This is a genomic window from Advenella kashmirensis WT001 (genome assembly GCF_000219915.2).
GTDB classification, from domain to species: Bacteria; Pseudomonadota; Gammaproteobacteria; order Burkholderiales; family Burkholderiaceae_B; genus Advenella; species Advenella kashmirensis.
Window position 1 is genome coordinate 1688432 of the sequence record NC_017964.1, and the last position, 24039, is coordinate 1712470.

The 24039-nt window shown below is 56.8% G+C and carries 15 protein-coding genes and 8 pseudogenes; 20 read left to right on the top strand and 3 right to left on the bottom strand.

The features are described 5' to 3' along the window. Positions 1–179: 179 nt before the first annotated feature. The 9 genes and pseudogenes from TKWG_RS07900 to TKWG_RS07935 all read left to right on the top strand — a co-directional run bounded on the left by TKWG_RS07900 (position 180) and on the right by TKWG_RS07935 (position 9137). Entirely contained in the window at positions 180–2528 is a 2349-nt protein-coding gene (locus TKWG_RS07900) for a RelA/SpoT family protein (protein WP_041709188.1), read from the top strand. Between the two features lie 53 nt (positions 2529–2581). Then, positions 2582–3781, top strand: coding sequence for a tryptophan synthase subunit beta (gene trpB / locus TKWG_RS07905; RefSeq protein ID WP_014750340.1), 1200 nt, complete (start codon positions 2582–2584; stop codon positions 3779–3781). Between the two features lie 9 nt (positions 3782–3790). Continuing rightward, positions 3791–4620 (top strand): annotated as a pseudogene (trpA, locus tag TKWG_RS07910) (tryptophan synthase subunit alpha). A gap of 23 nt (positions 4621–4643) precedes the next feature. After that, entirely contained in the window at positions 4644–5519 is an 876-nt protein-coding gene (gene accD, locus TKWG_RS07915) for an acetyl-CoA carboxylase, carboxyltransferase subunit beta (protein WP_014750342.1), read from the top strand. 14 nt (positions 5520–5533) lie between these two features. Next, a complete protein-coding gene (locus TKWG_RS07920; RefSeq protein WP_014750343.1) occupies positions 5534–5974 on the top strand; it encodes a MarR family winged helix-turn-helix transcriptional regulator in 441 nt (146 codons plus the stop codon). 349 nt (positions 5975–6323) lie between these two features. After that, entirely contained in the window at positions 6324–7340 is a 1017-nt protein-coding gene (locus TKWG_RS24760) for an FAD-dependent monooxygenase (RefSeq protein ID WP_238534337.1), read from the top strand. Continuing rightward, positions 7330–7854 carry a hypothetical protein gene (locus TKWG_RS24765; protein WP_238534338.1) on the top strand — a complete coding sequence of 175 codons (525 nt, stop codon included), beginning with the start codon at positions 7330–7332 and terminating at the stop codon, positions 7852–7854. Before TKWG_RS24760 ends, TKWG_RS24765 begins: the two co-directional genes overlap by 11 nt. A 1-nt stretch (position 7855) precedes the next feature. Continuing rightward, positions 7856–8035, top strand: a complete 180-nt coding sequence (locus tag TKWG_RS07930; protein WP_041709191.1) for a hypothetical protein — start codon at positions 7856–7858, stop codon at positions 8033–8035. A gap of 145 nt (positions 8036–8180) precedes the next feature. Continuing rightward, positions 8181–9137: pseudogene (locus TKWG_RS07935) on the top strand (Bug family tripartite tricarboxylate transporter substrate binding protein). A gap of 251 nt (positions 9138–9388) precedes the next feature. Here the strand turns inward: TKWG_RS07935 and TKWG_RS07940 are convergent. After that, positions 9389–12553: pseudogene (locus TKWG_RS07940) on the bottom strand (Rne/Rng family ribonuclease). Positions 12554–13104: 551 nt separating this feature from the next. Between TKWG_RS07940 and TKWG_RS07945 the strand changes: the two are divergent. The 5 genes and pseudogenes from TKWG_RS07945 to TKWG_RS07965 all read left to right on the top strand — a co-directional run bounded on the left by TKWG_RS07945 (position 13105) and on the right by TKWG_RS07965 (position 17478). Continuing rightward, a pseudogene (locus tag TKWG_RS07945) lies at positions 13105–14056 on the top strand (RluA family pseudouridine synthase). A 108-nt stretch (positions 14057–14164) separates the two neighbouring features. Further along, the gene (locus TKWG_RS07950; protein ID WP_014750345.1) at positions 14165–14830 is read left to right on the top strand and encodes an HAD-IA family hydrolase; all 666 of its coding nucleotides are present in this window, start codon (positions 14165–14167) and stop codon (positions 14828–14830) included. A gap of 66 nt (positions 14831–14896) precedes the next feature. Continuing rightward, a pseudogene (gene msrP / locus TKWG_RS07955) lies at positions 14897–15881 on the top strand (protein-methionine-sulfoxide reductase catalytic subunit MsrP). A 17-nt stretch (positions 15882–15898) separates the two neighbouring features. Beyond that, on the top strand, positions 15899–16579 hold the full coding sequence (locus TKWG_RS07960; RefSeq protein ID WP_014750348.1) for a protein-methionine-sulfoxide reductase heme-binding subunit MsrQ: 681 nt from the start codon (positions 15899–15901) through the stop codon (positions 16577–16579). A gap of 98 nt (positions 16580–16677) precedes the next feature. Then, on the top strand, positions 16678–17478 hold the full coding sequence (locus tag TKWG_RS07965) for an N-acetylmuramoyl-L-alanine amidase (protein ID WP_014750349.1): 801 nt from the start codon (positions 16678–16680) through the stop codon (positions 17476–17478). Positions 17479–17508: 30 nt separating this feature from the next. On the opposite strand, the pseudogene TKWG_RS07970 reads toward TKWG_RS07965, so the two are convergent. Together TKWG_RS07970 and TKWG_RS07975 are read right to left on the bottom strand one after the other, a co-directional pair. Continuing rightward, positions 17509–18209 (bottom strand): annotated as a pseudogene (locus tag TKWG_RS07970) (SAM-dependent methyltransferase). After that, positions 18206–18817, bottom strand: coding sequence for a Maf family nucleotide pyrophosphatase (locus tag TKWG_RS07975; RefSeq protein ID WP_014750350.1), 612 nt, complete (start codon positions 18815–18817; stop codon positions 18206–18208). The pseudogene TKWG_RS07970 and the gene TKWG_RS07975 overlap by 4 nt, the downstream one beginning before the upstream one ends. Positions 18818–19075: 258 nt before the next feature. Here TKWG_RS07975 and TKWG_RS07980 point away from each other — a divergent pair, with 258 nt between their 5' ends. The 6 genes and pseudogenes from TKWG_RS07980 (at position 19076) to fabG (ending at position 23758) form a co-directional block, all read left to right on the top strand. Beyond that, a complete protein-coding gene (locus tag TKWG_RS07980; RefSeq protein ID WP_014750351.1) occupies positions 19076–19489 on the top strand; it encodes a YceD family protein in 414 nt (137 codons plus the stop codon). Between the two features lie 197 nt (positions 19490–19686). Then, positions 19687–19869, top strand: coding sequence for a 50S ribosomal protein L32 (gene rpmF / locus TKWG_RS07985; RefSeq protein WP_014750352.1), 183 nt, complete (start codon positions 19687–19689; stop codon positions 19867–19869). A gap of 103 nt (positions 19870–19972) precedes the next feature. Next, on the top strand, positions 19973–21013 hold the full coding sequence (gene plsX / locus TKWG_RS07990; RefSeq protein WP_014750353.1) for a phosphate acyltransferase PlsX: 1041 nt from the start codon (positions 19973–19975) through the stop codon (positions 21011–21013). A 60-nt stretch (positions 21014–21073) separates the two neighbouring features. After that, positions 21074–22047 (top strand): annotated as a pseudogene (locus TKWG_RS07995) (beta-ketoacyl-ACP synthase III). Between the two features lie 24 nt (positions 22048–22071). Then, a pseudogene (gene fabD, locus TKWG_RS08000) lies at positions 22072–23002 on the top strand (ACP S-malonyltransferase). Between the two features lie 9 nt (positions 23003–23011). Next, entirely contained in the window at positions 23012–23758 is a 747-nt protein-coding gene (fabG, locus tag TKWG_RS08005) for a 3-oxoacyl-ACP reductase FabG (RefSeq protein ID WP_014750354.1), read from the top strand. The last annotated feature ends 281 nt before the right edge of the window (positions 23759–24039 follow it).

The following is a 24039-nucleotide window of genomic DNA, read 5'->3' on the forward strand; positions in this document are numbered from 1 at the left end:
ATTCACGCAAGCCTGCTCTTTTTGAGCCAGCGGCGTTAAAATACCAATTTGCATAAACACGCCGTTGCTGGCCCAATTGTTTTTGTCCATCTGGCGCTGCCGGAAAAGATTGACAATCAGGGAACGCAGCCTGTTGCCGCTTTTAACGATATTGCCAATTATTCCACCTGCTCCCGCTTATGAAAACCACAGAACCCGAGTTCATACCGGATTCCTTCCAGGACAACGCATGGATGAATGCCGTATGTGCCGGTCTGGACGATGCTGGCCGCAAAATGGTGGAGCAGGCCGTGGCCTGGTGCGACCCGATATTGCAGGATGCCTCCATCGCAACCGGCGAGCCGTCCATCCATCACGCCAAGGGCATGTTGCAAATCCTCTCCCTGTTGCAACTGGATGCCGCCACGCTGGTTGCGGCATTGGTGCTGGCTATCCCCATCGATCTGGAGGACGAGTCTGCACAGGATCAGAAAAATGAGCTGATCAAGCTGTTCGGTCTGGAAACGTTCAGTCTCATCAACGGCTCGCGGGCGCTGTTGCGAATTGGGGCAATCGCACGCAATGCCTCGTCGCAAGGGCACAATGAATCGTCGGGCCAGCGGGAAATGCTGCGCAAGATGCTGCTGGCGATGGCCAGCGATCTTCGCATTGTGCTAATTCGCCTGGCCTCGCGCCTGCAAACGCTGCGCTGGTACGCCGAAACCAAGAATCCATGTCCGATAGAGCTGGCCGAAGAAACGCGCGATGTCTACGCCTCTCTGGCCAACCGGCTGGGTATCTGGCAAATCAAGTGGGAAATGGAAGATCTGTCTTTCCGGTTCCTGTCCCCCGAGATCTATAAGGACATCGCCCGTAAGCTCGAAGGCAAGCGCATCGAGCGCGAAGCGCGCATCCAGTCCCTGACCGAGGACATAGCCGGATCGCTGGCCGATATGGGTATTGAAGCCGACGTCTCGGGGCGCGCCAAGCATATCTACAGTATTTACAACAAGATGCGCAACAAGCGCCTGACTTTCGACCAGCTGTATGATCTGCTGGCTATCCGTATCATTGTTGCCAATGAACGGGATTGCTATGCCACGCTGTCGCTGCTGCAAGCGCGCTGGACTCCGGTCATGAACGAGTTTGATGACTATATTGCCCGTCCCAAGCCCAACGGGTACCGCTCTTTGCATACGGTGCTCAAAACCGCCGATGGCCATACTTTCGAAGCCCAGATCCGCACCCGCAAGATGCACGACTTTGCCGAGTACGGGATGGCGGCGCACTGGCGTTACAAAGAGGCGGGCCCCAAGGGCGGCCAGGTCGCAGCCGTGTCCATGTACGACCGTCAGGTGTCCTGGATGCGCCAGTTGCTCGCGTGGCGCAAAGAAGTCGGCCTGCCGGTCAACGATCCACCGGACAGTTCACTGCAGGCGCGGCCAGAGACGGAAAGAGCGGTTGATGCAGCGGCGTCGGTTGATGCAGGCGTGCCTGCTGCACCGGAGCCCAAAGCAGGTCAGCTGCGGCAGGAACGTCACAATAAAAAAACTGCAGAGCGCATCTATGTGCTTACGCCGCAGGCGCGCGTCATTGAATTACCCGAAGGCGCCACGCCGGTCGATTTCGCCTATCACCTTCATACCGACCTGGGGCATCGCTGCCGGGGCGCGCGGGTAGACGGGCAGATGGTCGCCCTTAACACTAAGCTGCTCAACGGCCAGACGGTGGAAATCATCGCGGCCAAGTCGGGTGGGCCGTCCCGGGACTGGATCAATACCCAGCTGGGCTATCTGGCCAGTCCGCGGGCCCGTGCCAAAGTGCGCTTATGGTTCAATGCCATTGAATTGCAAAAGCGGATAACCACGGGCCAGGACCTGGTGGAAAAGGAATTGGCCCGACTGGGCAAAACGGCGATCAATCTGGAGCAACTGGCCGAACGCCTGGGCTTTGCCAACAGCGATGATCTGTATGTCGCCGTCGCCAAGGATGAATTCAGTCTGCGGCAAATTGCAACGGCCTTTCAGGAACCTGATCCTGACCCGGGCGCCGCGTACGATACCATCGTGGCGCGCGAGTCCGGGGCCCAAAGCGCGGTCAAGACAGGTAAAAGCGGCGTATTGGTGGTTGGTGTCGATTCACTGCTCACGCAGTTGGCCCGGTGCTGCCATCCAGCGCCGCCGGACCCGATCGGCGGTTTTGTTACGCGGGGGCGGGGCGTATCCATTCACCGCAGCGATTGCCCGTCGTTTGCGGTCATGAAAAGCAAAAGTCCCGAGCGCGTTATCGAGGTCGCCTGGGGCGATACCGGAGATACGGTCTATCCGGTCAATATTGCCATCCATTCGCAGGATCGCAGCGGTCTGCTCAAAGATCTGACTGAATTGTTTTCCCGCATGAAACTGAATGTGGTGGGGGTCAACACCCAAAGCAAGGCCTCGATTGCCCATCTGCATTTTACCGTTGAGGTGCGGGACGGCGAACAACTGCGAAAGGCCATGAACGCCATATTGGATATCCCTGGAATTATCAGCGCTGCACGCTGTTAAAACATGTAAAATAGCCCTTTACTGCTCGTCTGAATCCGACGCCAGGAGCCAATTTGACTGCTTATTCCTTTCCCGACAACAGGGGCCATTTCGGCCGTTACGGTGGCATTTTTGTCGCCGAAACGCTGATGCACGCTGTTTCGGAACTGAATGAAGCCTATGAAAAGTACAAGGCAGACCCGGATTTTGTCGCCGAGTACCGGTACGAACTGGCGCATTTTGTCGGGCGTCCCAGCCCGGTCTATCATGCCCGCCGCTGGTCTGAACAACTGGGCGGGGCGCAAATTTGGTTCAAGCGTGAAGACCTGAATCACACCGGTGCGCACAAGATCAACAATTGCATTGGACAAATCCTGCTGGCGCGCAAAATGGGCAAAAAGCGCATTATTGCCGAAACCGGCGCGGGCCAGCATGGCGTTGCGACCGCGACGGTGGCCGCGCGCTATGGCATGGAATGCGTGATCTATATGGGCGCCGAAGACGTGCGGCGGCAGGCGTCAAATGTGTATCGCATGAAGTTGCTGGGGGCGACGGTGGTGCCGGTGGAATCCGGATCGCGTACGCTCAAAGATGCCCTGAACGAAGCCATGCGCGACTGGGTCGCCCGCATTGACGACACCTATTACATTATCGGCACCGTTGCCGGTCCTCATCCCTATCCGGCCATGGTGCGCGATTTCCAGCAAATCATTGGCCAGGAATGCATAGAGCAGATGCCTGCCTGTGCCGGTCGCCAGCCGGATGCAGTCATCGCCTGTGTCGGTGGCGGCTCCAATGCAATGGGCATTTTCTATCCTTATCTGTCGCATACCAAGGTCAAGCTAATTGGTGTTGAAGCAGCGGGCGAGGGCCTGGATACCCCCCGTCACGCAGCCTCCATCAACGGCGGCAAAGTGGGCGTCTTGCATGGCAATCGCACTTACGTACTGCAAAATAGCGATGGGCAGATTCAGGAAACCCATTCTGTATCGGCCGGACTCGATTACCCCGGTGTCGGACCGGAACACGCCTGGCTGCACGACAGTAAACGCGCCACCTATGTGGCGGTAGATGACAATGCCGCCCTGGACGCGTTTGGCAAATGTTGCCAACTGGAAGGCATTATGCCGGCCCTGGAGTCGGCACATGCGCTGGCCTACGCAGCCACACTGGCTCCCACCCTGTCACGCGACGCCATTTTGCTGGTGTGCCTGTCCGGTCGCGGCGACAAGGATATGCATACCGTTGCCGAATATACCGGCATTGCGTTGTAAGGAACGGGAATGAGCCAGCAACGGATCAATAAGACATTTGCAAGGCTGGGGCGGCGTACCGCCCTGATTCCTTACATCGCGGCAGGCGACCCGAATCCGGCGGCAACGGTTCCGCTCATGCATGGGTTGGTCAGGGCCGGGGCCGATATTATCGAGCTGGGCGTGCCGTTTTCCGATCCCATGGCCGACGGCCCCGTGATTCAGCAGGCCACAGCACGCGCCATTGCCCAGGGCGTGGGCTTGCGCGATGTGCTGGACATGGTCGCTGTGTTTCGCAAGATGGACCAAAGCACCCCGGTCGTGTTGATGGGCTATGCCAATTCGATTGAAGCCATGGGACAGCAGCAGTTTGCAGCGCAGGCCGGCAAATCGGGTGTGGACGGGATATTGATTGTAGACTGTCCGCCAGAAGAATATGATGACTTTGCGGGCGATCTTCGCGCTCAGGGAATTTCGCCGATTTTCCTGCTTTCGCCAACTTCGACCGAGGCGCGGATCCAGGCAGTGGCAAAACGGGCCGAAGGATATCTTTACTACGTGTCCCTCAAAGGCACACTGGATCATCGGCCATTGACATCAGCCAGGTGCACGAACGGGTCGCAAGCATCAAGAAATATGTATCCATTCCGGTTGGCGTCGGTTTCGGCATTCGCGATGCAGCCAGTGCTGTACAGGTTGCCGAAGCCGCCGACGCAGTCGTTATCGGTAGTCGCCTGATCGAAACCATGACACAGGCGATCGCCCAACAACCATCGGCCAACCCGTCCGACGTGGCAGTAACCGCTGCTGGCGACTGGTTGCGCGCGATCCGGCAGGCGCTGGATCAGAACAGAAAATAAGCATTCAGAAATAAGGATTGACAATGAGTTGGCTAGACAAGATTCTTCCACCGCGCATTAATAAAAAGACCGAGCAGCAGGGCCGACGTGTGCCCGAGGGGCTGTGGGTCAAATGCCCGTCCTGCGAGGCGGTGCTGTATAACGACGACCTGGTCGAAACCGTCCATGTATGTCCCAAATGCAGCCATCATATGCGTTTGAACGCGCGTGCGCGGATTGACGCGCTGCTGGACACCGATGGTCGTGTAGAAATTGGCGAAGGCATTCGCTCTACCGACCCGCTCAAGTTCAAGGACAGCCGCAAGTACCCGGAAAGGCTGGCCGAGGCCACGCAAAAATCAGGTGAATCTGATGCGCTGGTCGTCATGAGCGGCAGCATCTGTACCGTTCCCGTTGTGCTTGCCTGCTTTGAATTCGATTTCATGGGTGGGTCCATGGGCTCGGTGGTGGGCGAGCGTTTCGTGCGCGGCGTTCGTGCAGCCATCCAGAACAAGACACCGTTTATCTGTGTAGCTGCCTCTGGCGGCGCACGTATGCAGGAAAGTCTGTTCTCGCTGATGCAAATGGCAAAAACCAACGCCATGCTGACCCGCTTGTCTCAGGAAGGACTGCCGTTTATCAGCGTGCTCACCGACCCGACAATGGGTGGCGTGTCTGCCAGCTTCGCTTTCATGGGTGATGTCGTGATTGCCGAGCCCAAGGCGCTTATCGGTTTTGCCGGCCCGCGCGTGATTGAGCAGACGGTTCGCGAACAGTTGCCAGAAGGGTTTCAGCGCGCCGAATTCCTGCTTGAAAAAGGCGCGGTGGACATGGTTATTGACAGACGCGAGTTGCGTACGGAACTGGCACGCCTGATGGCCTTGCTCACTCGTCAATCCAGCGAAGCAGTGTCTGCCTGAGGCCGGAGGCGCGAATGGATTCTGACGCTTTTCGACTCGAAAAAACGCTGACCTATCAGTTGCATCAGTTATCCAGGCTGATCGATCGGCGTGTCGACTACTCAGATATCCAACGTATCGCCCTGAATGCCGGCGAAGGGCGCACGATCGCCGTCCTGGGCTATTACGGGACCTTGTCGGTAATCCAGCTGGCCCGGCTGGCCAATCTGGACAAGAGCCAGGCGAGCAGGGCAGTGGTGTCGCTGGTTGAAAAAGGCATTATAGAAAAACGCAGCGACAGCCGGGATGCAAGGGCATTTGAACTGTTTTTGACCCCGGCCGGCCAACTGGTCTACACCGATATCGTAGACCTCATCGTACAGCGCAATGAAGTGGCGCTCAAATCTCTCTCTCCGCGCGAAAAACAGACGCTGTTCGGACTGTTCAGCAAAATCCACCAGAATCTGACTGATTAAACGGTGTTCCGGCGCCAAGCTTGATCGGCGTTCACGCCGCTGTATCGCGGGTAAATACGCATACGTGTTTTCTTGAATTTAGTTGATTTTTCAATTAAACTGCCAAAAAATAATGCCGCAAGGCTTGCGGCGTTTCAGGATAACAGCATCAGGAGACTTCTCATGCATCAGCCTTGCGGCAGCCGCGCGCCTCTTTGTATCACCCGTATACCGTCTATGCGCCGTACCACCCCGGCGCAGGTCAGGACGCCACAGCCCCGGTAACCATTGTGGGCGGCGGGCCCATCGGGCTGGTTACCGCGCTTATTCTGGCGCGTCATGGTATCGGCTCGAACGTATTAATATCGGAATGCCAGGTGACCGAGGCAGCCGGGCCATTGTTTTTACCAAACGCTCAATGGAAATCCTGGATTTTGCCGGCGTCGCAACACGCATCATGACCAAGGCACTGCCCTGGACCAGTGGCAACTCGTACTATAAAGGGGAACGGGTATTTCGCATGGAAACGCCGGTCGACGATAACGACCGCTTCGCGCCACTGAATAATCTACAGCAAAATTGGCTGGAAACCTATCTGGTTGAAGCCGCGCAGGCGCAACCCCTGATCCGCTTGTGCTGGGGGAATCGGCTCTCTTCTTTTACCCAGGACGACTCAGGCGTTGCTCTGGTTGTTGATACGCCGGAAGGTGAATATACCTGCCGCACGAACTGGCTGGTCGCCGCCGATGGCGCCCGCTCGACGGTGCGCCAGCAACTGGGGCTGACCCTGGAAGGCGATAGCTACGAAGGCCGGTTTGTTATTGTGGATATCCGCATTGATCTGGATCTGCCCACGGAGCGGCTGGCGTTCTTTTCGCCAGACTGGAATCCAGGCAACACTATTCTGATGCACAAAGAGCCGGACAATATCTGGCGTTTTGATTATCAGCTGGATGCCGGCATCAGCAGCGAAGAAGCGCTCAAACCCGAGAATCTGGCGGCGGCGGTCAATGCGCAACTGCAGATGATGGGATACCAGGATAAAAGCTGGGAAATGGACTGGGCTTCGGTTTATTCGGCGCGCGCGCTCACTTTGCCCGACTATGTGCACCAAAGGGTCATGTTTGTGGGAGACGCGGCGCATTTGCTTCCTATTTTTGGCGTAAGGGGTGCCAATACGGGGTTTCAGGATGCAATGGACCTGGGCTGGAAACTGGCGGCGGTTGTCAACGGCCAGGCAGATACCGCATTGCTGCGAACCTATAGCGCAGACCGGGTAAGTGCCGCCAGGGAAATCATCGCAGAGGCTGGCAAGAGCACCCGTTTCATGGCGCCGCCACGGAGGTTTCCGCCTGCTGCGCGATGCCACGCTCGCCTTGTCGCTTAAACATGATTTTGTACGACCGCTTTTTCACTGGCGTACCTCGCGTGCCCACGCCTATCGGGAATCGCCCCTGAACAGCGCGCAGGACGATAATGCGATCATGCCTGCCGCCAATGAAAATGGTAGCGTGTTTGCTAACTTGAAATTGGCCGATGGCAGCCATTTGTACGATCATTTTGGCGAAGGTTTTCAGGTTGTCTACATGGCGGGTGGTCAAGGGCCGCAAGCGGCGCCCGAGCCATTAATGCAGGAGGTGAGCGCCTTGCGTGCCATCGGCAGGCCAGTGACCCTGCATGTGCTCGGGTCAGGAGACGCTGCGGTTGAAGCGCGCGCCGATCATACCGCCTACCATGTCGCCACCGATGTATTGCAGCAGCGCTATGCGGTCAAAGGCGGCGAAGTGTATGTGATCCGGCCGGATCATCACGTGAGTGCGCGCTGGCAGCAGTATGCCAGGGGATGTCTTGAGCAATATTTCGGACAATTGCCGGGTAGCGCTGGCAAACAGGAGAATTGAGATGAGTATTCAGACACTTGCGCTGGAACAGGTCTATGATCATTTGGCCGAAACCCTGGATTCCATTCCCGAATCTGGCCGCACACTGATGCTGACACGGCTGGCGTTGCTGATGAGCGAGCAAATCGGGGAACCAGACGTCATTTGCAGGCTGATTGACGAGGCGGCACAGGCCGACTAATGGAAATTGCCACTATGCATAAATTGAACAAAATGGCATGATTTATGCTGCATCCGTCATTTGCTTTAGCGTTATACGCGGGCTCTGGCAATGCCGGCGCGCGCATCGGCGCGTCAGTATAAAAACCTATTAGTGGAGATAAGAAATGAACATCAAACAGTGGCTGTCCATGGCTACCCTGAGTCTGGCCGGGATGGCTGCCCATGCTGCGTGGCCGGCGGGTCCGGTAACCTGGGTCGTGCCCTATCCGGCAGGCGGCGGCACAGACGTGATCGCCCGAACAGTAGCTGCGTCCCTGGAAAAAACGCTGGGACAAACCATTGTGATCGAAAACAAACCTGGCGGCGGCACTGCCATTGGGGCATCGGCAATCTCCCGTGCCAAGCCGGATGGCTACACCGTTGGCACAGCCGATTCAGGCACGCTGGCATTTAACCCGTCGCTCTACAAAAGCCTGACGTATGACCCCGCGAAGTTCACCTATATTGGCGGGCTGGCCCGGTTCCACTGGTTTTGGCAGTGCCCGCCAATTCTCCATTCAAAACGGTCAATGAATTGATTGAAGCGGCCAAAAAAGAGCCCGGCAAACTGACGGCCAGCTCAGCCGGCGCCGGTTCCCCGCATCATCTTGCGCTTGAGCGCTTCAAGCAGTTAACTAAAACCGATATCGTGCATGTGCCCTATAAGGCGCGGCACCGGCCCTGCAGGATCTGATTGGCGGCCAGGTTGACCTCATGTTTGGTGATTTGGGCTCGTCACTGCCCAATATCAAGGCAGGCAAAGCCCGGGTGCTGGCCGTGACCGTGCCAGAGCGTCTGGCATTGCTGCCGGATGTGCCTACCATGGCTCAGGAAGGGTGGGTGATTTTGTTGCCTATGCCTGGCAGGGCCTGGTCGGTCCAGCGGGTATGCCTGACGACGTCGTGAAAAAGCTGGATGCGGATTTGAAAGCCACACTGGAAAGTGAAGCGGTGAGCAAAAAAGTACAGGCGCTGGGCGTAGAGATTATGCCCATGACATCATCCGAATTCAAAGCTTATTCCGACAAGGAACGCGAAGACTGGGCCAAAATTATCAAGGCGGGGAACATCACACTGCAGTAAAATTATGTGGCAATATGCCGCGCGGCATTGACAGTATGCGGCAATAGGCCATGCAGTCATAAATCACGCGGCAATAATAACGCTAGCAGTAACAAAACCACGCACTAAGGTAGATATACGGCTTCGCGTTGATCGTCGCAGACAAATAAAAAGCCCCTTGTCATTGCACCGTGTTTATCACGGCGCTACAGACAAGGGGCTTTTTCCATTGTACGGCCTGCTTCCAATACTGGAGACAGGCCGACTGTGGTTTACTGCTCGTCGCGGGTTTCCACGATTTCCAGGGGTTCCGCCTGAACCTGGTTACGTGCCTTGCGAGGCCGGCCGGCAGGTTTTGGAGGAGGGGCCATCATCGCCTCTTCCGTGAGTCCGGAGCGGGTTTCGACCCATTCCATACCGACGCCAGAAACGATTTCTTTTAGCACTTCCTTGTTGGCGGTAACGGCCGGAGCAGAAACAGCTGGCGCAGACGCTGGCGCCGATGCCGGGGCCGTTGCTGCTTGTGCTACCGGCTCTTCAGCAGTTTGTGCCGCTTGTGGCTCAACCAGCTGATTTGCCTGCTCGACAGGCGCTTCTGTTTGCGCTATGGCTTTTGCCGCGACCTCAATAGGAGTCTCGGCTGCTGCAACGCTGGTAGCTGCGGTCTCCGGAGCAGTGTCAGTTGCAGTAGCGACCACCGGTTCTGCTGGTTTGGCAGGGGTGGCTGATTGTGCTGGTTCCACAACTGCGGCTGGTGTCGCTGCTTCAACGGGAGTTGAGGGGACAACGGGCTCGGCAGCAGCCGGTTCGGCCAGGGCAGCCACTGGATGATCAGCGGCCGGCGCAGCAGTTGCTGCGGTTTTGGCCACAGGGGTATCCGACACGGAAGTCGACTGATCGCTTGGCGCAGGCGTTGCGGTATCGTTAGATGCCACATTGTTTTCTGCCGGTGTAGTGGCAGCCTGGCTTTCTGCGGCGTCTGCTTGTGCGGTGGTGACAGCATCAGCAGTGGCGCCCGCGCCTGTGGCCAGCAGCACTTCGTTAGGTACGAAGGATGCTTTTTCAGTGTCTGTCGTCTCTACTGAATCATTCTGACGACGGCCACGACGGCTGCGACGACGACGACGACGCGGTTCAGCATCACCGGTCTGTGTGTCTTCGCCTTCTGTCGTACGATCATTTTCCTCTTCGGAATCGTCGTCAATCAGGTCCTGCTCAAGCGGGGTCGGACGGGCGGCAGTGTCTGCGCTGGCGGCACGGCTGCGGCGTGGCGCTGGTGCTGTGTCGGTCTGTGCGGTCTCTGAGGCCTGTGCCTGCTCGGTGTTTTCCGTAGCTACTGCGGCTGCTGCTGTAACTTCGGTTTCGTCACCGCTGTTACGGCGGTTGCGGCCTCGGCCACGACGGTTGCGACTGCGGCCACCGCTGTCTTCCGCGCTGGCGTTCGCCTGGGCATGGGCGCTGGCTGGCGCTTTGCTCTCGGCACCGGTGTCCTGTGCGTCGCTATCGTCCTGCTTGCGCTGGCGTCCACGCGGACTGCGGCGGTTTTCGCCGTCTTCCTCGGACTTGCCCGATGTGCGTTTGTCGCCACGGCGATTGCGTCCACCGCGCTCGCCGCGTTCGCCGCTGGCGGCGGTACGTGAACCACCGCGCGCATTGCGTGCGCCCGATTTTTCAGTGGCAGAGGCGTCTTTTTGCGGTTCTGCAGGCGCAGCCGCTTTAGGACCAGCAAGCCATGACAGGATTTTCTGGAACATGCCGCCGATGCTTGGAGCAGCGGCTGCGCTTACCTGAGGCTGTGCGGCCACTTGTGGTTTGATTGCACTCGGCGCAGGCTGATCAGGAGAAATGCCTTTGACCAGTGCCTCGGGCGCTCGTTGTGTTCGGATTTTTCCTTGGTGGATTCCCATGTGACCGTGGTTTCCGGCGCTTCGATCAGGTCAATGCTGGCCTTGGGATCATCCAGGCGGGAGTCGTCGTAGCGGATGCGTTCGATATGATGGTGTGGCGTCTCGAAATGCTTGTTTGGAATCAGCACCAGATTGACTTTCAGGCGAGACTCGAGCTTGACGATATCGGCCCGTTTTTCGTTCATCAGGAATGTAGCTACTTCCACTGGCACCTGCGCGTGCAGGGCAGCGGTATTTTCCTTCATGGCTTCTTCCTGCAGCAGGCGCAGCACATTCAGGCACTGGATTCGACGTCACGGATGACGCCCGTGCCGTTACAGCGGGGGCAGGTGATGTGAGAGCCTTCGTTCAGAGCGGGACGCAGGCGCTGACGCGACAGTTCCATCAGGCCGAAACGGGAGATTTTACCCATCTGGACCCGGGCACGATCAACATGCAGGGCATCGCGCAGTTTCTGTTCGACAGCACGCTGGTTCTTGTTGTCTTCCATGTCGATGAAGTCGATCACGATCAGACCACCCAGGTCGCGCAGGCGCAACTGGCGGGCCACTTCTTCGGCCGCTTCCAGGTTGGTGCGCATGGCCGTTTCTTCGATATCGGCGCCGCGCGTAGAGCGGGCCGAGTTCACGTCGATGGCGACCAGGCTTCTGTGTGGTCAATAACCACAGAGCCGCCGGAAGGCAACTGGACGGTACGTGAATAGGCGGTTTCGATCTGGTGTTCGATCTGGAATCGCGAAAACAGTGGGATATCGTCCTGGTAGCGTTTGACGCGATTGACATTGTCAGGCATGACGTCCTGCATGAATGCCGTGGCCTGTTGCGTAATGGCCTCGGTGTCGATCAGGATTTCGCTGATGTCCGGCGAGAAATAATCGCGGATGGCACGAATAACCAGGCTCGATTCCTGATAAATGAGAACGGGAGCGGGGTAGTCTTTGGCGGCAGCATCAATGGCGGTCCACAGTTGCAGCAGGTATTTCAAGTCCCACTGCAGTTCGGGAACACTGCGGCCAATACCGGCGGTGCGGGCAATAATGCTCATGCCTGAAGGCAGGTCAAGCTGCTCCATGGCTTCGCGCAGTTCCTGGCGATCTTCGCCTTCGATGCGACGCGATACGCCACCACCACGTGGGTTGTTGGGCATCAGGACCAGATAGCGACCTGCCAGGGAAATGAACGTGGTCAGGGCTGCGCCCTTATTGCCGCGCTCTTCCTTTTCTACCTGAATGATGAGTTCCTGGCCTTCGTGCAGGGCGTCCTGGATGCGTGCACTGCGCACATCCACGCCTTCCTTGAAATAGCTGCGGACCACTTCCTTGAAGGGAAGAAAACCGTGGCGATCGTGACCATAGTTGACAAAGCAGGCTTCCAGGCCGGGTTCAATACGTGTAATGACCCCTTTGTAGATGCTTCCCTTGCGTTGTTCACGGCCGGCGGTTTCGATATCGATGTCGATCAGCTTCTGGCCATCGACAATCGCAACGCGTAATTCTTCTTGATGCGTTGCGTTGAATAACATGCGTTTCATAGAGCAGTTTCTCCGTTAAACGAGTGCAACGAACGCCGTTGCACTCACCACGAATAACTGGTGAAACGTACGAATAGACGACTGACTCGCGCGGATCCCGCACGAGGTCGGGGCGCTTTATGTGGGACTATCTGCCGTCGGATGGCGACGTGCAGCAGAGCCAGTCAGAAAATTAACAGAGTAAAGTAATTTCAATTGTTGAATTCTTCTGTGTTTTATCCTGCCGTTTCCTTGCGGTGCCGTCAGGACAAAATAAAAACCAGGGCGCTTCGTTCATTCTGTACGCTATAAACACAATGGCGGTGATATCTGTGGGCAGATGATGTATGGCCTGCCGCGTTGATAACAGATACGACAAGCGCCGCAGTGTTTATAGACCAGTCACTCAAAAGACTGAAATACAGATAGCGGATTGACGTTAGGACGGTACAATGCGTATTTGGCTGACGGGCGGAGACCTGCTTGCAGTTTCTTGGACTACGGGTTTCTCAACGCCGGACGGTTTTAATTCAGTCTTTTTGTGGTCTCCGAATTATAAGGCTCTTTTGAGTATGTGCAAACAAACTTCTGATAAAAAACCAACTTTTTCTGTCCGGCTGGTACGGGCAGATGCCGGATCCGACGGTCAGCGCATCGATAATTTTCTTATCCGTGAGTGCAAAGGGGTGCCTAAAAGCCATCTTTACAAGGCCATCCGCAGCGGCCAGGTCCGCGTCAACAAGGGGCGGGTGCAGGCAGAATATCGGGTAAAAGACGGCGATGAAATCCGGATTCCCCCTTGCGGGTGGCTACGCCCGATGAAAACCGGGTTGTGCCGGCAGGCCAGTTTCCGATTGTGTTCGAGGATGATGCGCTGATTGTCATCGATAAGCCTCGGGTGTGGCCGTTCACGGCGGCAGCGGCGTGTCTTTCGGGGTTATCGAGCAGATGCGGGCAGCCCGGCCCGAAGCCCGGTTCCTGGAGCTGGCACATCGCCTGGACAAAGAAACCTCCGGATTGCTGATTATCGCCAAGAAGCGCGCTGCGCTGGTCGCATTGCATGGCATGTTCAAAGAAAGCCGCGGGCGCAAATGTTATCTTGCTCTGGTCGAGGGAGATTGGGTGAACGACCGACAGCATATCCGGCTGCCTCTGGAAAAATACCTGACCCGCGATGGCGAGCGGCGGGTGCGGGTTCGCCCTGACGGCAAAGTGGCCCATACGATAGTGAGCAAGGAGGCGCGTTTTGGCCGCTATACACTGGTCAAGGCCGAACTGCGCACCGGACGTACCCATCAGATTCGCGTGCATCTGGCCGCCAGCGGTTTCCCTATCGTAGGCGACGAGAAATATGGCAATGATGAAACCCGCATTGCATTTGCCCGGCAGGGGTTTGCCCGCATGTTCCTGCACGCCCATACGCTGGAAATCCCTCATCCGGTGACGCAGGAGCCGTTATCGCTGACTGCGCCGCTGCCTGACGTGTGCCAGCAATTGCTCGATAATTTGGCTGCCCGCCGCTGAGCGCAGGAGTCGTTGTAGTTGGCGCAAGCGGCGTCACAGCAGGAACCTGAAGTTTATGTTGTTCAAATGCACCGCTTCCTCTGAGAATTTCACTATATGGAAAATAGAATGCGTTATTCACTTGCCATCTTCGATTGGGATGGAACTCTCATGGACTCCACTCATACGATTGTCGCAGCCATCCAGGCTGCCTGTCGTGATATGGGGCTGCCTGTACCCGGCGTTGCGCAGGCCAGCTGGGTTATCGGGCTGTCGCTCGATGAGGCCTTGCATCGCGCCGTGCCCGATCTGACGCCTTCCCAGTTGCCGCGGTTTCTTGAGCGCTATCGCATCCACTACCTGCTCCGGGATCCTGATTTACGCACGTTCGATGGCATTATCGATATGCTGAACACACTGAAGGCCGAGGGTGTGCTGATGGCGGTGGCGACGGGAAAAAGCCGGGTCGGACTGGACCGGGTATTGACCGGAATGAACCTGGGGCACTATTTTGACGCCTCCCGCACTGCGGACCAGACATTCAGCAAGCCACACCCGAGAATGCTCGAGGAAATTCTGGAGGAACTGGCCGTGCCTGCCGGACAGGCGGTCATGGTGGGCGATACCTCACATGACATTCAGATGGCACAGGCCGCCGGGGTGGACAGTATTGCGGTTACGTATGGGGCACACAGCACCGAGGAGCTGATTGCCAGCAAACCTACGCTGATTGCCGAGACGCCAACGCAATTACAATCGTTTTTGCTGGAACATTGTCGAAAAATGGCTGTCTAAATTTTCAAGTAGCGAATTCGTCATTATTGCTGTCATTTTTTGCATAGCAAGCCACCGGAGTCCACCATGTCCTTACGCCCGCGCTATCCCCGTATTCCGTCTTCGCAGATTACCCCTGAGCCGGTCTGGCAAGCCAGGCGGCAGTGGATGCAACACATGGCCGGCATCGCTGCCGGAACCGGCTTGGCGGGCCTGGGCGCTACGCTGCCTCAGGTGGCTGCTGCGGCAAATACGCTGCCGCCGATTGCCGGCATGCGACCCAATCCGCAATACGCTGCAGCAAAAATTGATCGCAAGCTCACTACGGAAAAGGACATTACGTCCTACAATAATTTTTACGAATTCGGGACCGGCAAGGGCGACCCGCTAGATTACTCGGGAAAAATGCGTATTGAGCCCTGGCAGGTGCAGGTCAGCGGCGAGGTGGAAAAGCCGCGAACTTTCGACCTGGACGAGCTGGTTAAGCTGGCGCCGCAGGAAGAGCGGGTGTACCGACTGCGGTGTGTCGAGGCCTGGTCTATGGTGATCCCATGGGTCGGCTATCCGCTATCGGCGCTGCTCAAGCAGGTGCAGCCCACCAGCAAGGCCAAATTTGTCCAGTTTGTGACCGATACCCAGCCCGAGGCGATGCCTGGCCTGAGCGATCGTATTATCCCCTGGCCCTATCGTGAGGGATTACGCATGGACGAAGCCATGAATCCGCTGACCCTGCTTACTTTTGGGCTTTATGGCAAGCGCTTGCCTAATCAGAACGGCGCCGTTACGGATTATTGTGCCCTGGAAATATGGCTTCAAGTCAGGCAAGTCCATTGTCAAAATCGTGCTCACCGAAACCATGCCCGAAACCAGTTGGGTGGCCATTGCCCCCTCGGAATATGGCTTTTATGCGAATGTGAATCCGGATGTTCCGCATCCACGATGGAGTCAGTCGCATGAACGCGTGATTGGCGGCGGTTTCTTTGATCCCAAAGTGCCAACCTTGAAATTCAACGGCTATGGGGAGCAGGTCGCCTCGCTATACAGTGCAATGGATTTGCGTGCCAATTATTGAGCAACAGGGTGTTCTTCATGTCTGAATCTACCGGCGCGGCCCCGCCTGCAGCCAGCGCCAGGGCTGCCTCAATGACGCGCAGACGCTGGACGGCCAGTCAGGTGGCGCGCTTTAAACCCGTACTGTTTTTGCTCTGCCTGATTCCTTTTCTGCGCTGGTTCTACCTGGGATATAACGATGGTCTGACAGCCAACCCAGTCGAGTTCATTACCCGCTCCTCGGGTTTCTGGACACTGGCCATGTTGCTGCTTACGCTTGCGGTCACACCGGTCCGGCAGATATTGGACCAGCCTGCGCTGGTTCGTGTGCGGCGCATGCTGGGACTGTTTGCCTTCTTTTATGTCGTGCTGCATTTGCTGACCTGGATTGTCCTCGATCGGAATATGGATTTGTCGTCCATGATCAAGGATGTGCTCGATCGCACCTTCATTTTTGTCGGGATGGCGGCATTTTTGCTGATGCTGCCTCTGGCGCTGACGTCCACACAGGGCTGGATGCGCCGATTGGGTATGAATTGGACGCGTCTGCACCGCAGTATTTATGCCATCGGCGTGCTTGGTATTGTGCATTTCTGGCTGATGCGTGCCGGCAAGAATGACTTTGCCGAGCCGATTCTGTATGGTACGCTGCTGGCTCTGCTATTGCTCTGGCGGATCTTGCGCGCGTGGCGACATCGACGGCGCCCGGCGGCGACTTAATGTCGTTTTGTGTTGTCGAAGGCTGATGGGTTGCGGTCTGCGCCGGAACGCCGGTCTGCACCAGAAAAGACTTAACCCGAATAAAAAGAGGGCGAATCATGCAAAAACGAGCCTGGCTGCTACTGGCGGGCGTGGCATTGGGGCTGGGCGCCTGCAGCACAGGTTTACCGATAGACACATCGCTGCGTGCGACCGGCCAGGATAGCCGGGTTCGCTTTATCGTGCTGCACTATACTTCGGAAAATCGCAGCGACTCGTTGCGCTTGCTTACCCAGGATCGGGTCAGCGCACACTATCTGATTACCGACGAGCCGGTCAGAATCTTTTCACTGGTCGATGAAAACCGGCGCGCCTGGCATGCGGGGCAGAGTCAATGGTTTGAATATCCTAACCTGAACGCCATGTCCATTGGTATTGAAATTGTCAATGCCGGGCCACTGGACGCAGCGCACACCCGCTGGGCGCCGTATTCGTCATCACAGATCAGCATGCTGGCAGCGTTGCTGCACGATATCCAGTCGCGTCATCATGTCAGTGCCTGGAATATTGTGGCTCACAGCGATATCGCGCCCTTGCGCAAGAGCGATCCTGGTCCGGCGTTTCCCTGGCAAGCGCTGGCCCGGCAGGGACTGGGACGCTGGTATGACGAAGCGGCGGTGGCTCGGCGCATGCCGCTACTGAGCGCGCGTGAGCTCAAGAATGCCGCGTATATTCAGGGGCTGCTGTCGCGCATCGGCTACCCCATAGTGCAAAGCGGTATATGGGATCCGCAGACCCGGCAGGTCATTCGTGCCTTCCAGATGCATTATCGACCTGCAGAGTATAGAGGTCGCCTCGACAGGCAGACCCTGGCCATTGCAGAAGACCTGGCGCGCCAGATGCCCGCGCCGCGGCAATAGCGCTTGCGGCCGGGCGGTTGGGTGGCAGTGCTAGGCCAGAAACAGAAACAGTGTTGGAAATTTGTCCAGGTCCGGTGCCGGGTGCTGTTTCCAGCCGGCAATGGTATCAGTCCTGATCCATTCATCGGCTGTTGTCAGTGCGCGGGCAATGCATAGGCGGGTGGTCGGGTTCAGGGTGTCGACCAGTGTTGCGAACATGGCCATATTGCGGTACGGGGTTTCAATGAACAATTGCGTCTGGTTGTGGCGGGAGGATAACTGCTCCCAGCCTTTGAGCTGCTTGCTGCGTTCGGCTGGTGCAATGGGTACATAACCGTGAAAGGTAAAGCGTTGTCCATCCAGGCCGCTGGCCATCAGGCCCAGCAGAATGGAGGAGGGGCCTACCCAGGGTACGACCTGAATACCAGTTGATGGGCCAGCAGCACCACGCGCGCACCGGGATCGGCCACGGCTGGGCAGCCGGCTTCCGATACCAGGCCGATATCGCCACTGGTCTCGGTCAGCCAGCGACGAATGTCCGCTTCAGGCGTTTTTGCGCCCAATGTGTGAATCGTAATGTCCTGGATTGCGCCTTCAGTGCCGGTTTGTTTCAGATATGCACGGGCGGTTTTGGCATTTTCGGCAATATAGGTCTTCAGAATGGAGGCCTGGTGCCGGGCGCCGGCGGGTAGCCATTGTTCAAGCGGGGCACTGCCCAGGCTCACAGGAAGCAGGTGAAGGGTGTTGATCATAACGGTTGGGCCAGAAGCGTGGGGTTTAGGTCAAAACTGCGCAGCATGCGGGACAGTTCGATCAGAGGCAGCCCGATGATGGCTGTCGGGTCGTCGCTGTGCATCGATTGCATCAGGCTGATGCCCAGGCCTTCGGCCTTGGCGCTGCCAGCGGTGTCAAATGGCTTTTCCACGCTCAGGTAATGCCTGATTTCCTCGTCGGTCAATTCGCGGAATACGCAGCGTGTTACCACATCGGCAACGGCGCTGCGCGCGCCATTGGTGACAGCCAACGCGCTATGGAATGCCACGGTTTTTCCGGATAGCTCGCGCAATTGTGCAAAGGCGCGCTCGTAGGTGCCTGGTTTGCCTATCGGCTGACCGTCGTGGGTAGCGACCTGATCAGAGCCGATCACCACGCTGCCTGGGTGTTGGACGGCGACATGCTGTGCTTTGGCCAGTGACAGGCGCTGGGACAGGGCTTCAGGCGCCTCGTCGGGCAGGGCAGACTCGTCGATACCGGGCGAAATGGCCTCAAAGGGCAGGCCCAGGCGTTGCAGCATGGCCTTGCGATAGACCGAAGATGACGCGAGAATAAGACGCGGAGGGGAAAATGACATGGTTTTCATTGACTTATCGGATGTGAACAAGTTATTATCTTATGTTTTCCGGGGAATGTGTGGGTGAGCAATGAAAACCCGCAGCGAAATCTGAGGAAAAGACCGAATTTGTTTGCCAGAGCATGGCCGGCTTGTAATCGGGGTTATTAAGGTTCGGGTTATAAATCGTTTGTTATTTATAAACCACTTGTTATATAACCCATTTGGATTAATCCGCTTGAAAATGTTCCGCAGGCAGATATCTGTAATACAATATCTGGCTATTTTATGAAACCCGGTCATCCTGTGATCGACGTACTGGATTTTATCTCCCGCGGTGCAGAGCAAAGCGGCGAGACGCCTCTGTCGGCATTCTCACGGATTAGCGATCTACTGCCAGCGCAGGTGTTGCCTTCGGATGATGCAGATAGCGCTAAGGCAGATGGCCTGGTACGCTGGTCTGTGCGTGGAGAGCGCACCCAACACGGAAAACGTTATCTTCATCTGGAAGTCAGCGCCAGGCCGATACTTATCTGCCAGCGTTGTATGCGGCCTTTTGTCTATGAAGTAGACAGTGCCGTACCGCTGGAAGTGGTCACCAGCCAGGTCGCCTGGACGACGACGAGCAGGGCGACGATCCGGATATGGAAGGCCCGGACCGGATTCTGGCCCAGGCCAGTCAGTCGGTGCTGGAATTGGTAGAAGACGAATTAATTCTGAGTCTGCCCTAGCATACCCAGGCATGATTATGCATGCGTGCAGTATGACAATCAGGAAACGCCCGAAGGGGCAGACAAAAAACCATCGCCGTTTGCGGCGCTGGCAGCTTTAAAGAAGCAGTAACTTAACCTATTTTCTGCATAATTTTCGGGTTGTGCAGTTTTATTTTCGGAGTCATCATGGCCGTTCAACAAAACAAAAAGACACCTTCAAAACGCGGTATGCACCGTTCGCACGATTTCCTGACCGCACCAGCGACAGCAATCGAGCCAACCACAGGTGAACTGCACCTGCGTCACCACATCAGCCCTAACGGCGTATATCGTGGCCGCAAAGTTCTGAAAACCAAAAACGACGAATAATTCTCTGTTTAACCGGTAAGGGAAGAGGCCGTCTGTCGGCGCTGTCGTTCGATGCGTTCCTGGCCGCTTCTTGTGTATTACCGTAACGGAAACATTATTTATAGTGATCAGAATTGCAATTGACTGTATGGGAGGCGATCACGGCCTTCCCGTCACCGTTCCGGCGGCCGTTCAGGTCGCCGCAAAGTTTCCTGATACCTGTTTTCTGTTGGTAGGTCTGCCTGATCAGGTGGCCGCTGCCCTGAAGCAGGCGCGTCCGGCAAATCCCGCGCAATTTGAAATTGTCGCCGCCTCCGAAGTGGTTACCATGGACGATCCGGTTGATATGGCGCTGCGCAAGAAAAAAGACTCTTCCATGCGCGTGGCGGTGACCTGCGTGAAGGAAGATCGTGCCGATGCCTGCGTCTCTGCAGGCAATACCGGTGCGTGGATGGCCATTTCCCGTTACGTTCTTAAAACCATGGATGGGATCGATCGTCCGGCCATTGCTGCTGCTATTCCCAATCAGCGAGGTGGCACTACGACCGTGCTTGATCTGGGCGCCAATGTCGATTGCTCGGCAGAGCATCTGCTTGAGTTTGCCATCATGGGCGCGGCGCTGTCGCAATCGGTTGAACACATTGAAAATCCCAGTATCGGTCTGCTCAATATCGGGCAAGAGGCCATCAAGGGTAATGATGTGGTCAAGGAGGCAGCCGAGCTGCTGCGCGCCAGCAACCTGAATTTCTACGGCAATGTCGAAGGCGACGATATCTTCAAGGGCACCACCAATGTGGTCGTTTGCGATGGTTTTGTCGGCAATGTGGTGCTCAAGTCCGTTGAGGGTCTGTCCAAGATGATCGGCAGCATGATCCGCGACGAATTCATGCGTAATCCGTTCACGATGGCCGCCGGTCTGTTTGCACGGCCTGTGCTGAACCGCTTTCGCAACCGGGTTGATTCACGTAACCATAATGGTGCGGCCCTGCTTGGGTTGCGTGGCGTTGTCATCAAAAGTCATGGCTCTGCCGATATCTACGCCTACACAGTCGCGCTTGAGCGCGCCCGGGCGGCGGTTGCCAGCAAACTGCTGGAAAAAACGTCCAGCTCCGTGCTGCAGATCAGTCAGCTCATTCGCTCAAAAAATACGGAAAGCAGCGCATAATAGTCATAAAAACTATAAAATTGCCTGCTTTACTTATTTAAATTGTCTTCGGAGCCATACATGACTTATTCAACCATCGTGGGTACGGGAAGTTATTTACCCCCAAAATGTGTCACCAACACGATGCTTGCGCAAGATATGGCCCAGCGGGGTCTTGAAACATCCGACGAATGGATTGTGACCCGCACCGGTATACATCAGCGGCATCTGGCCGACCCTGGCGTCACCTCCAGCGAACTGGGCTTTCTGGCCGCCGAAAAGGCCCTGGCCGATGCCGGTATCGCTGCGGCTGACCTTGATCTGATCATTGTCGCAACCTCCACGCCTGATTTCATTTTTCCCAGTACTGCCTGCCTGATTCAGGCAAAACTGGGCAACAAGGGTGGTGCTGCGTTTGATGTCCAGGCCGTCTGCAGCGGTTTTGTGTACGCACTGGCCACCGCAGACAGCTTTATACGGGCAGGTAATGCGCGCAACGCGCTGGTGATCGGCACCGAAGTATTCTCCCGAATTCTGGACTGGAATGATCGCGGCACCTGTGTGCTTTTTGGCGATGGCGCCGGCGCATGGTGCTCACCGCTTCCGATGAGCCTGGTATTCTGGCCTCGCAACTGAATGCCGATGGTTCTCTGCACACCATTTTGAATACTGCCGGGCGGATCGAAAACGGTCAGGTTACTGGCGATCCCTTCCTGCGCATGGACGGTCAGTCTGTGTTCAAGCAGGCTGTGACGGTTCTGGATAAGTCGGCGCGCCAAGTGTGCGAGAAAGCGGGTGTTCAGCTCAGCGATCTGGACTGGATGGTACCGCATCAGGCCAATATCCGGATCATCGATTTCCTGGGGCGCAAATTGGGCATTCCCGGTGAAAAAGTGGTTGCAACGGTGGGTGAACATGCCAATACTTCTGCTGCAAGCGTGCCGCTGGCCTTCGATGTGGCGCGTCGCGATGGTCGTATTAAAAAGGGTGATCTGGTTCTCATGCAAGGCGTGGGGGGCGGTTTTACCTGGGGCTCCATCCTTGCCCGTATCTGAATTTTCACTTCAACACAGAAAACCATGAAACTCGCATTCGTATTTCCAGGACAGGGTTCGCAAACCGTCGGCATGCTTGCCGGATGGGCGGGCAACCCGGCCATCGACGCTGCCATGCAGCGCGCATCCACGGCGCTGGGCCAGGATCTGGGCGCCTTGTCGAGCAGGGACCTGCCGAAGACCTCAATCTCACCGTCAATACGCAGCCGGTCATGCTGGCATGTAGTGTGGCCATGTATGATGCCTGGCGCCAGCCGGCGGTCCTCAGCCCGAGATTATGGCCGGACACAGTCTGGGTGAATATTCTGCGCTGACCGCAGCAGGCACGTTTTCGCTGGAAGACGCCGTGCGCCTGGTGCGTATTCGCGCCAGTGCGATGCAGGACGCCGTCCCTGTAGGTACGGGTGGCATGGCAGCGATTCTGGGACTGGATGACGAAACCGTCCTCGCTGTTTGCAGCGAAGCCAGCACTGATACCATTGTCGAAGCGGTCAATTTTAACGCGCCGGCCCAGGTCGTGATTGCCGGGCACAAAGACGCCGTGCAGCGCGCCTGCGACCTGGCAAAGGCCAAAGGGGCCAAGCGGGCGCTGCTGTTGCCGGTATCTGCGCCATTTCACTCGCGGCTTCTTGAGCCAGCGGCAGCGGTGCTGCAACAGGCGCTTGGCCAATTGACGCTGAATATGCCCAGCGCAGAGATCATTAATAACGTCGATGTTGCGGTCGCCGCCAACACCCAGGATATCGCCGATGCGCTGGTGCGCCAGGCCTGGCATCCGGTGCGTTGGGTGGAAACGATCAGGGCCATGAAAGCTCGCGGCGTTACCCATGTGGTGGAATGCGGTCCCGGCAAGGTGCTTGCCGGATTGATCAAGCGTATCGAACCCGAGCTGGTGACGGTATCTGTCAATGATCAGGCATCTCTGGATGCCGCGCTCGCTCAAATCAACGCATAAGGAACAGGCATGTCAGAACAGAAAGAACTTACGGGCCAGATTGCATTGGTCACCGGGGCCAGCCGTGGCCTGGGCAAGGCAATTGCGCTTGAACTGGCCAAACGCGGTGCTACCGTTGTGGGCACCGCCACCTCCGAAGCTGGCGCACAGGCCGTCAGCGACATGCTTGCGGACAGTCAGGGACGGGGCGTGGTGCTCAATGTGACTGATGCAGCCGCCTGCGATGCCTTGCTGGCCGAGCTGGGTAAGGAGGGTGGTCCTCATATCCTGGTCAATAATGCAGGTATTACGCGCGATGGCCTGGCCATGCGCATGAAAGACGACGACTGGTCTGCCGTGATCGGCACCAATCTGGATTCGGTATTCCGGCTCTCGCGTGGTGTTTTGCGAGTCATGATGAAAGCACGTGCCGGCCGCATCATTAATGTAACCTCGGTGGTAGGATCTGCCGGTAACCCCGGGCAGGCCAACTACGCGGCCGCCAAGGCCGGTGTAGCAGGAATGACGCGCGCACTGGCGCGCGAGCTGGGTAGTCGTAATATTACTGTCAATTGTGTGGCGCCCGGTTTTATCGATACCGATATGACACGTGCCCTGGGTAATGATCAGACCTCGGCCCTGCTGGGCCAGATTCCCCTGGGTCGGCTGGGCCAGCCTGCCGATGTCGCCAATGCCGTTGCCTTTCTGGCGGGGCCTGGGGCAGGGTATATTACGGGTACAACGGTGCATGTCAATGGCGGCATGTTCATGCAGTAAATCAGTTGCCCCTGCGGGTCGGCTGGCTTGATTGCCCGCATGTCCGCGCAGCAACTGGGCCTGTGTTATTGTTAAATACCGCAGGCAGGGCAGGTAATTTGAGGCAGTCGGGTTCTTTTTCTTATACAGAGCTGAAATTTTACTAAAATGCAGGATACGTAAAAGAGCAGTTGTTTATTTTTAAACTGTGTTTTAGTTTTACTGTTTTCAGAAACCAGTTTCGCTAAAATATTTTTTTCACATAAAGCCTTTTGCAATCGGTTTGTAGTTGGCTAAAATTG

Bases quoted from the DNA above. Each gene is read 5' to 3' on its own strand.
- TKWG_RS07900 (WP_041709188.1), top strand. From the start codon at position 180: ATGAAAACCACAGAACCCGAGTTCATACCGGATTCCTTCCAGGACAAC.
- accD (WP_014750342.1), top strand. From the start codon at position 4,644: ATGAGTTGGCTAGACAAGATTCTTCCACCGCGCATTAATAAAAAGACC.
- TKWG_RS07920 (WP_014750343.1), top strand. From the start codon at position 5,534: ATGGATTCTGACGCTTTTCGACTCGAAAAAACGCTGACCTATCAGTTG.
- TKWG_RS24760 (WP_238534337.1), top strand. From the start codon at position 6,324: ATGCCAGGTGACCGAGGCAGCCGGGCCATTGTTTTTACCAAACGCTCA.
- TKWG_RS07930 (WP_041709191.1), top strand. From the start codon at position 7,856: ATGAGTATTCAGACACTTGCGCTGGAACAGGTCTATGATCATTTGGCC.
- TKWG_RS07950 (WP_014750345.1), top strand. From the start codon at position 14,165: ATGCGTTATTCACTTGCCATCTTCGATTGGGATGGAACTCTCATGGAC.
- TKWG_RS07960 (WP_014750348.1), top strand. From the start codon at position 15,899: ATGTCTGAATCTACCGGCGCGGCCCCGCCTGCAGCCAGCGCCAGGGCT.
- TKWG_RS07965 (WP_014750349.1), top strand. From the start codon at position 16,678: ATGCAAAAACGAGCCTGGCTGCTACTGGCGGGCGTGGCATTGGGGCTG.
- TKWG_RS07975 (WP_014750350.1), bottom strand. From the start codon at position 18,817: ATGAAAACCATGTCATTTTCCCCTCCGCGTCTTATTCTCGCGTCATCT.
- TKWG_RS07980 (WP_014750351.1), top strand. From the start codon at position 19,076: ATGAAACCCGGTCATCCTGTGATCGACGTACTGGATTTTATCTCCCGC.
- rpmF (WP_014750352.1), top strand. From the start codon at position 19,687: ATGGCCGTTCAACAAAACAAAAAGACACCTTCAAAACGCGGTATGCAC.
- fabG (WP_014750354.1), top strand. From the start codon at position 23,012: ATGTCAGAACAGAAAGAACTTACGGGCCAGATTGCATTGGTCACCGGG.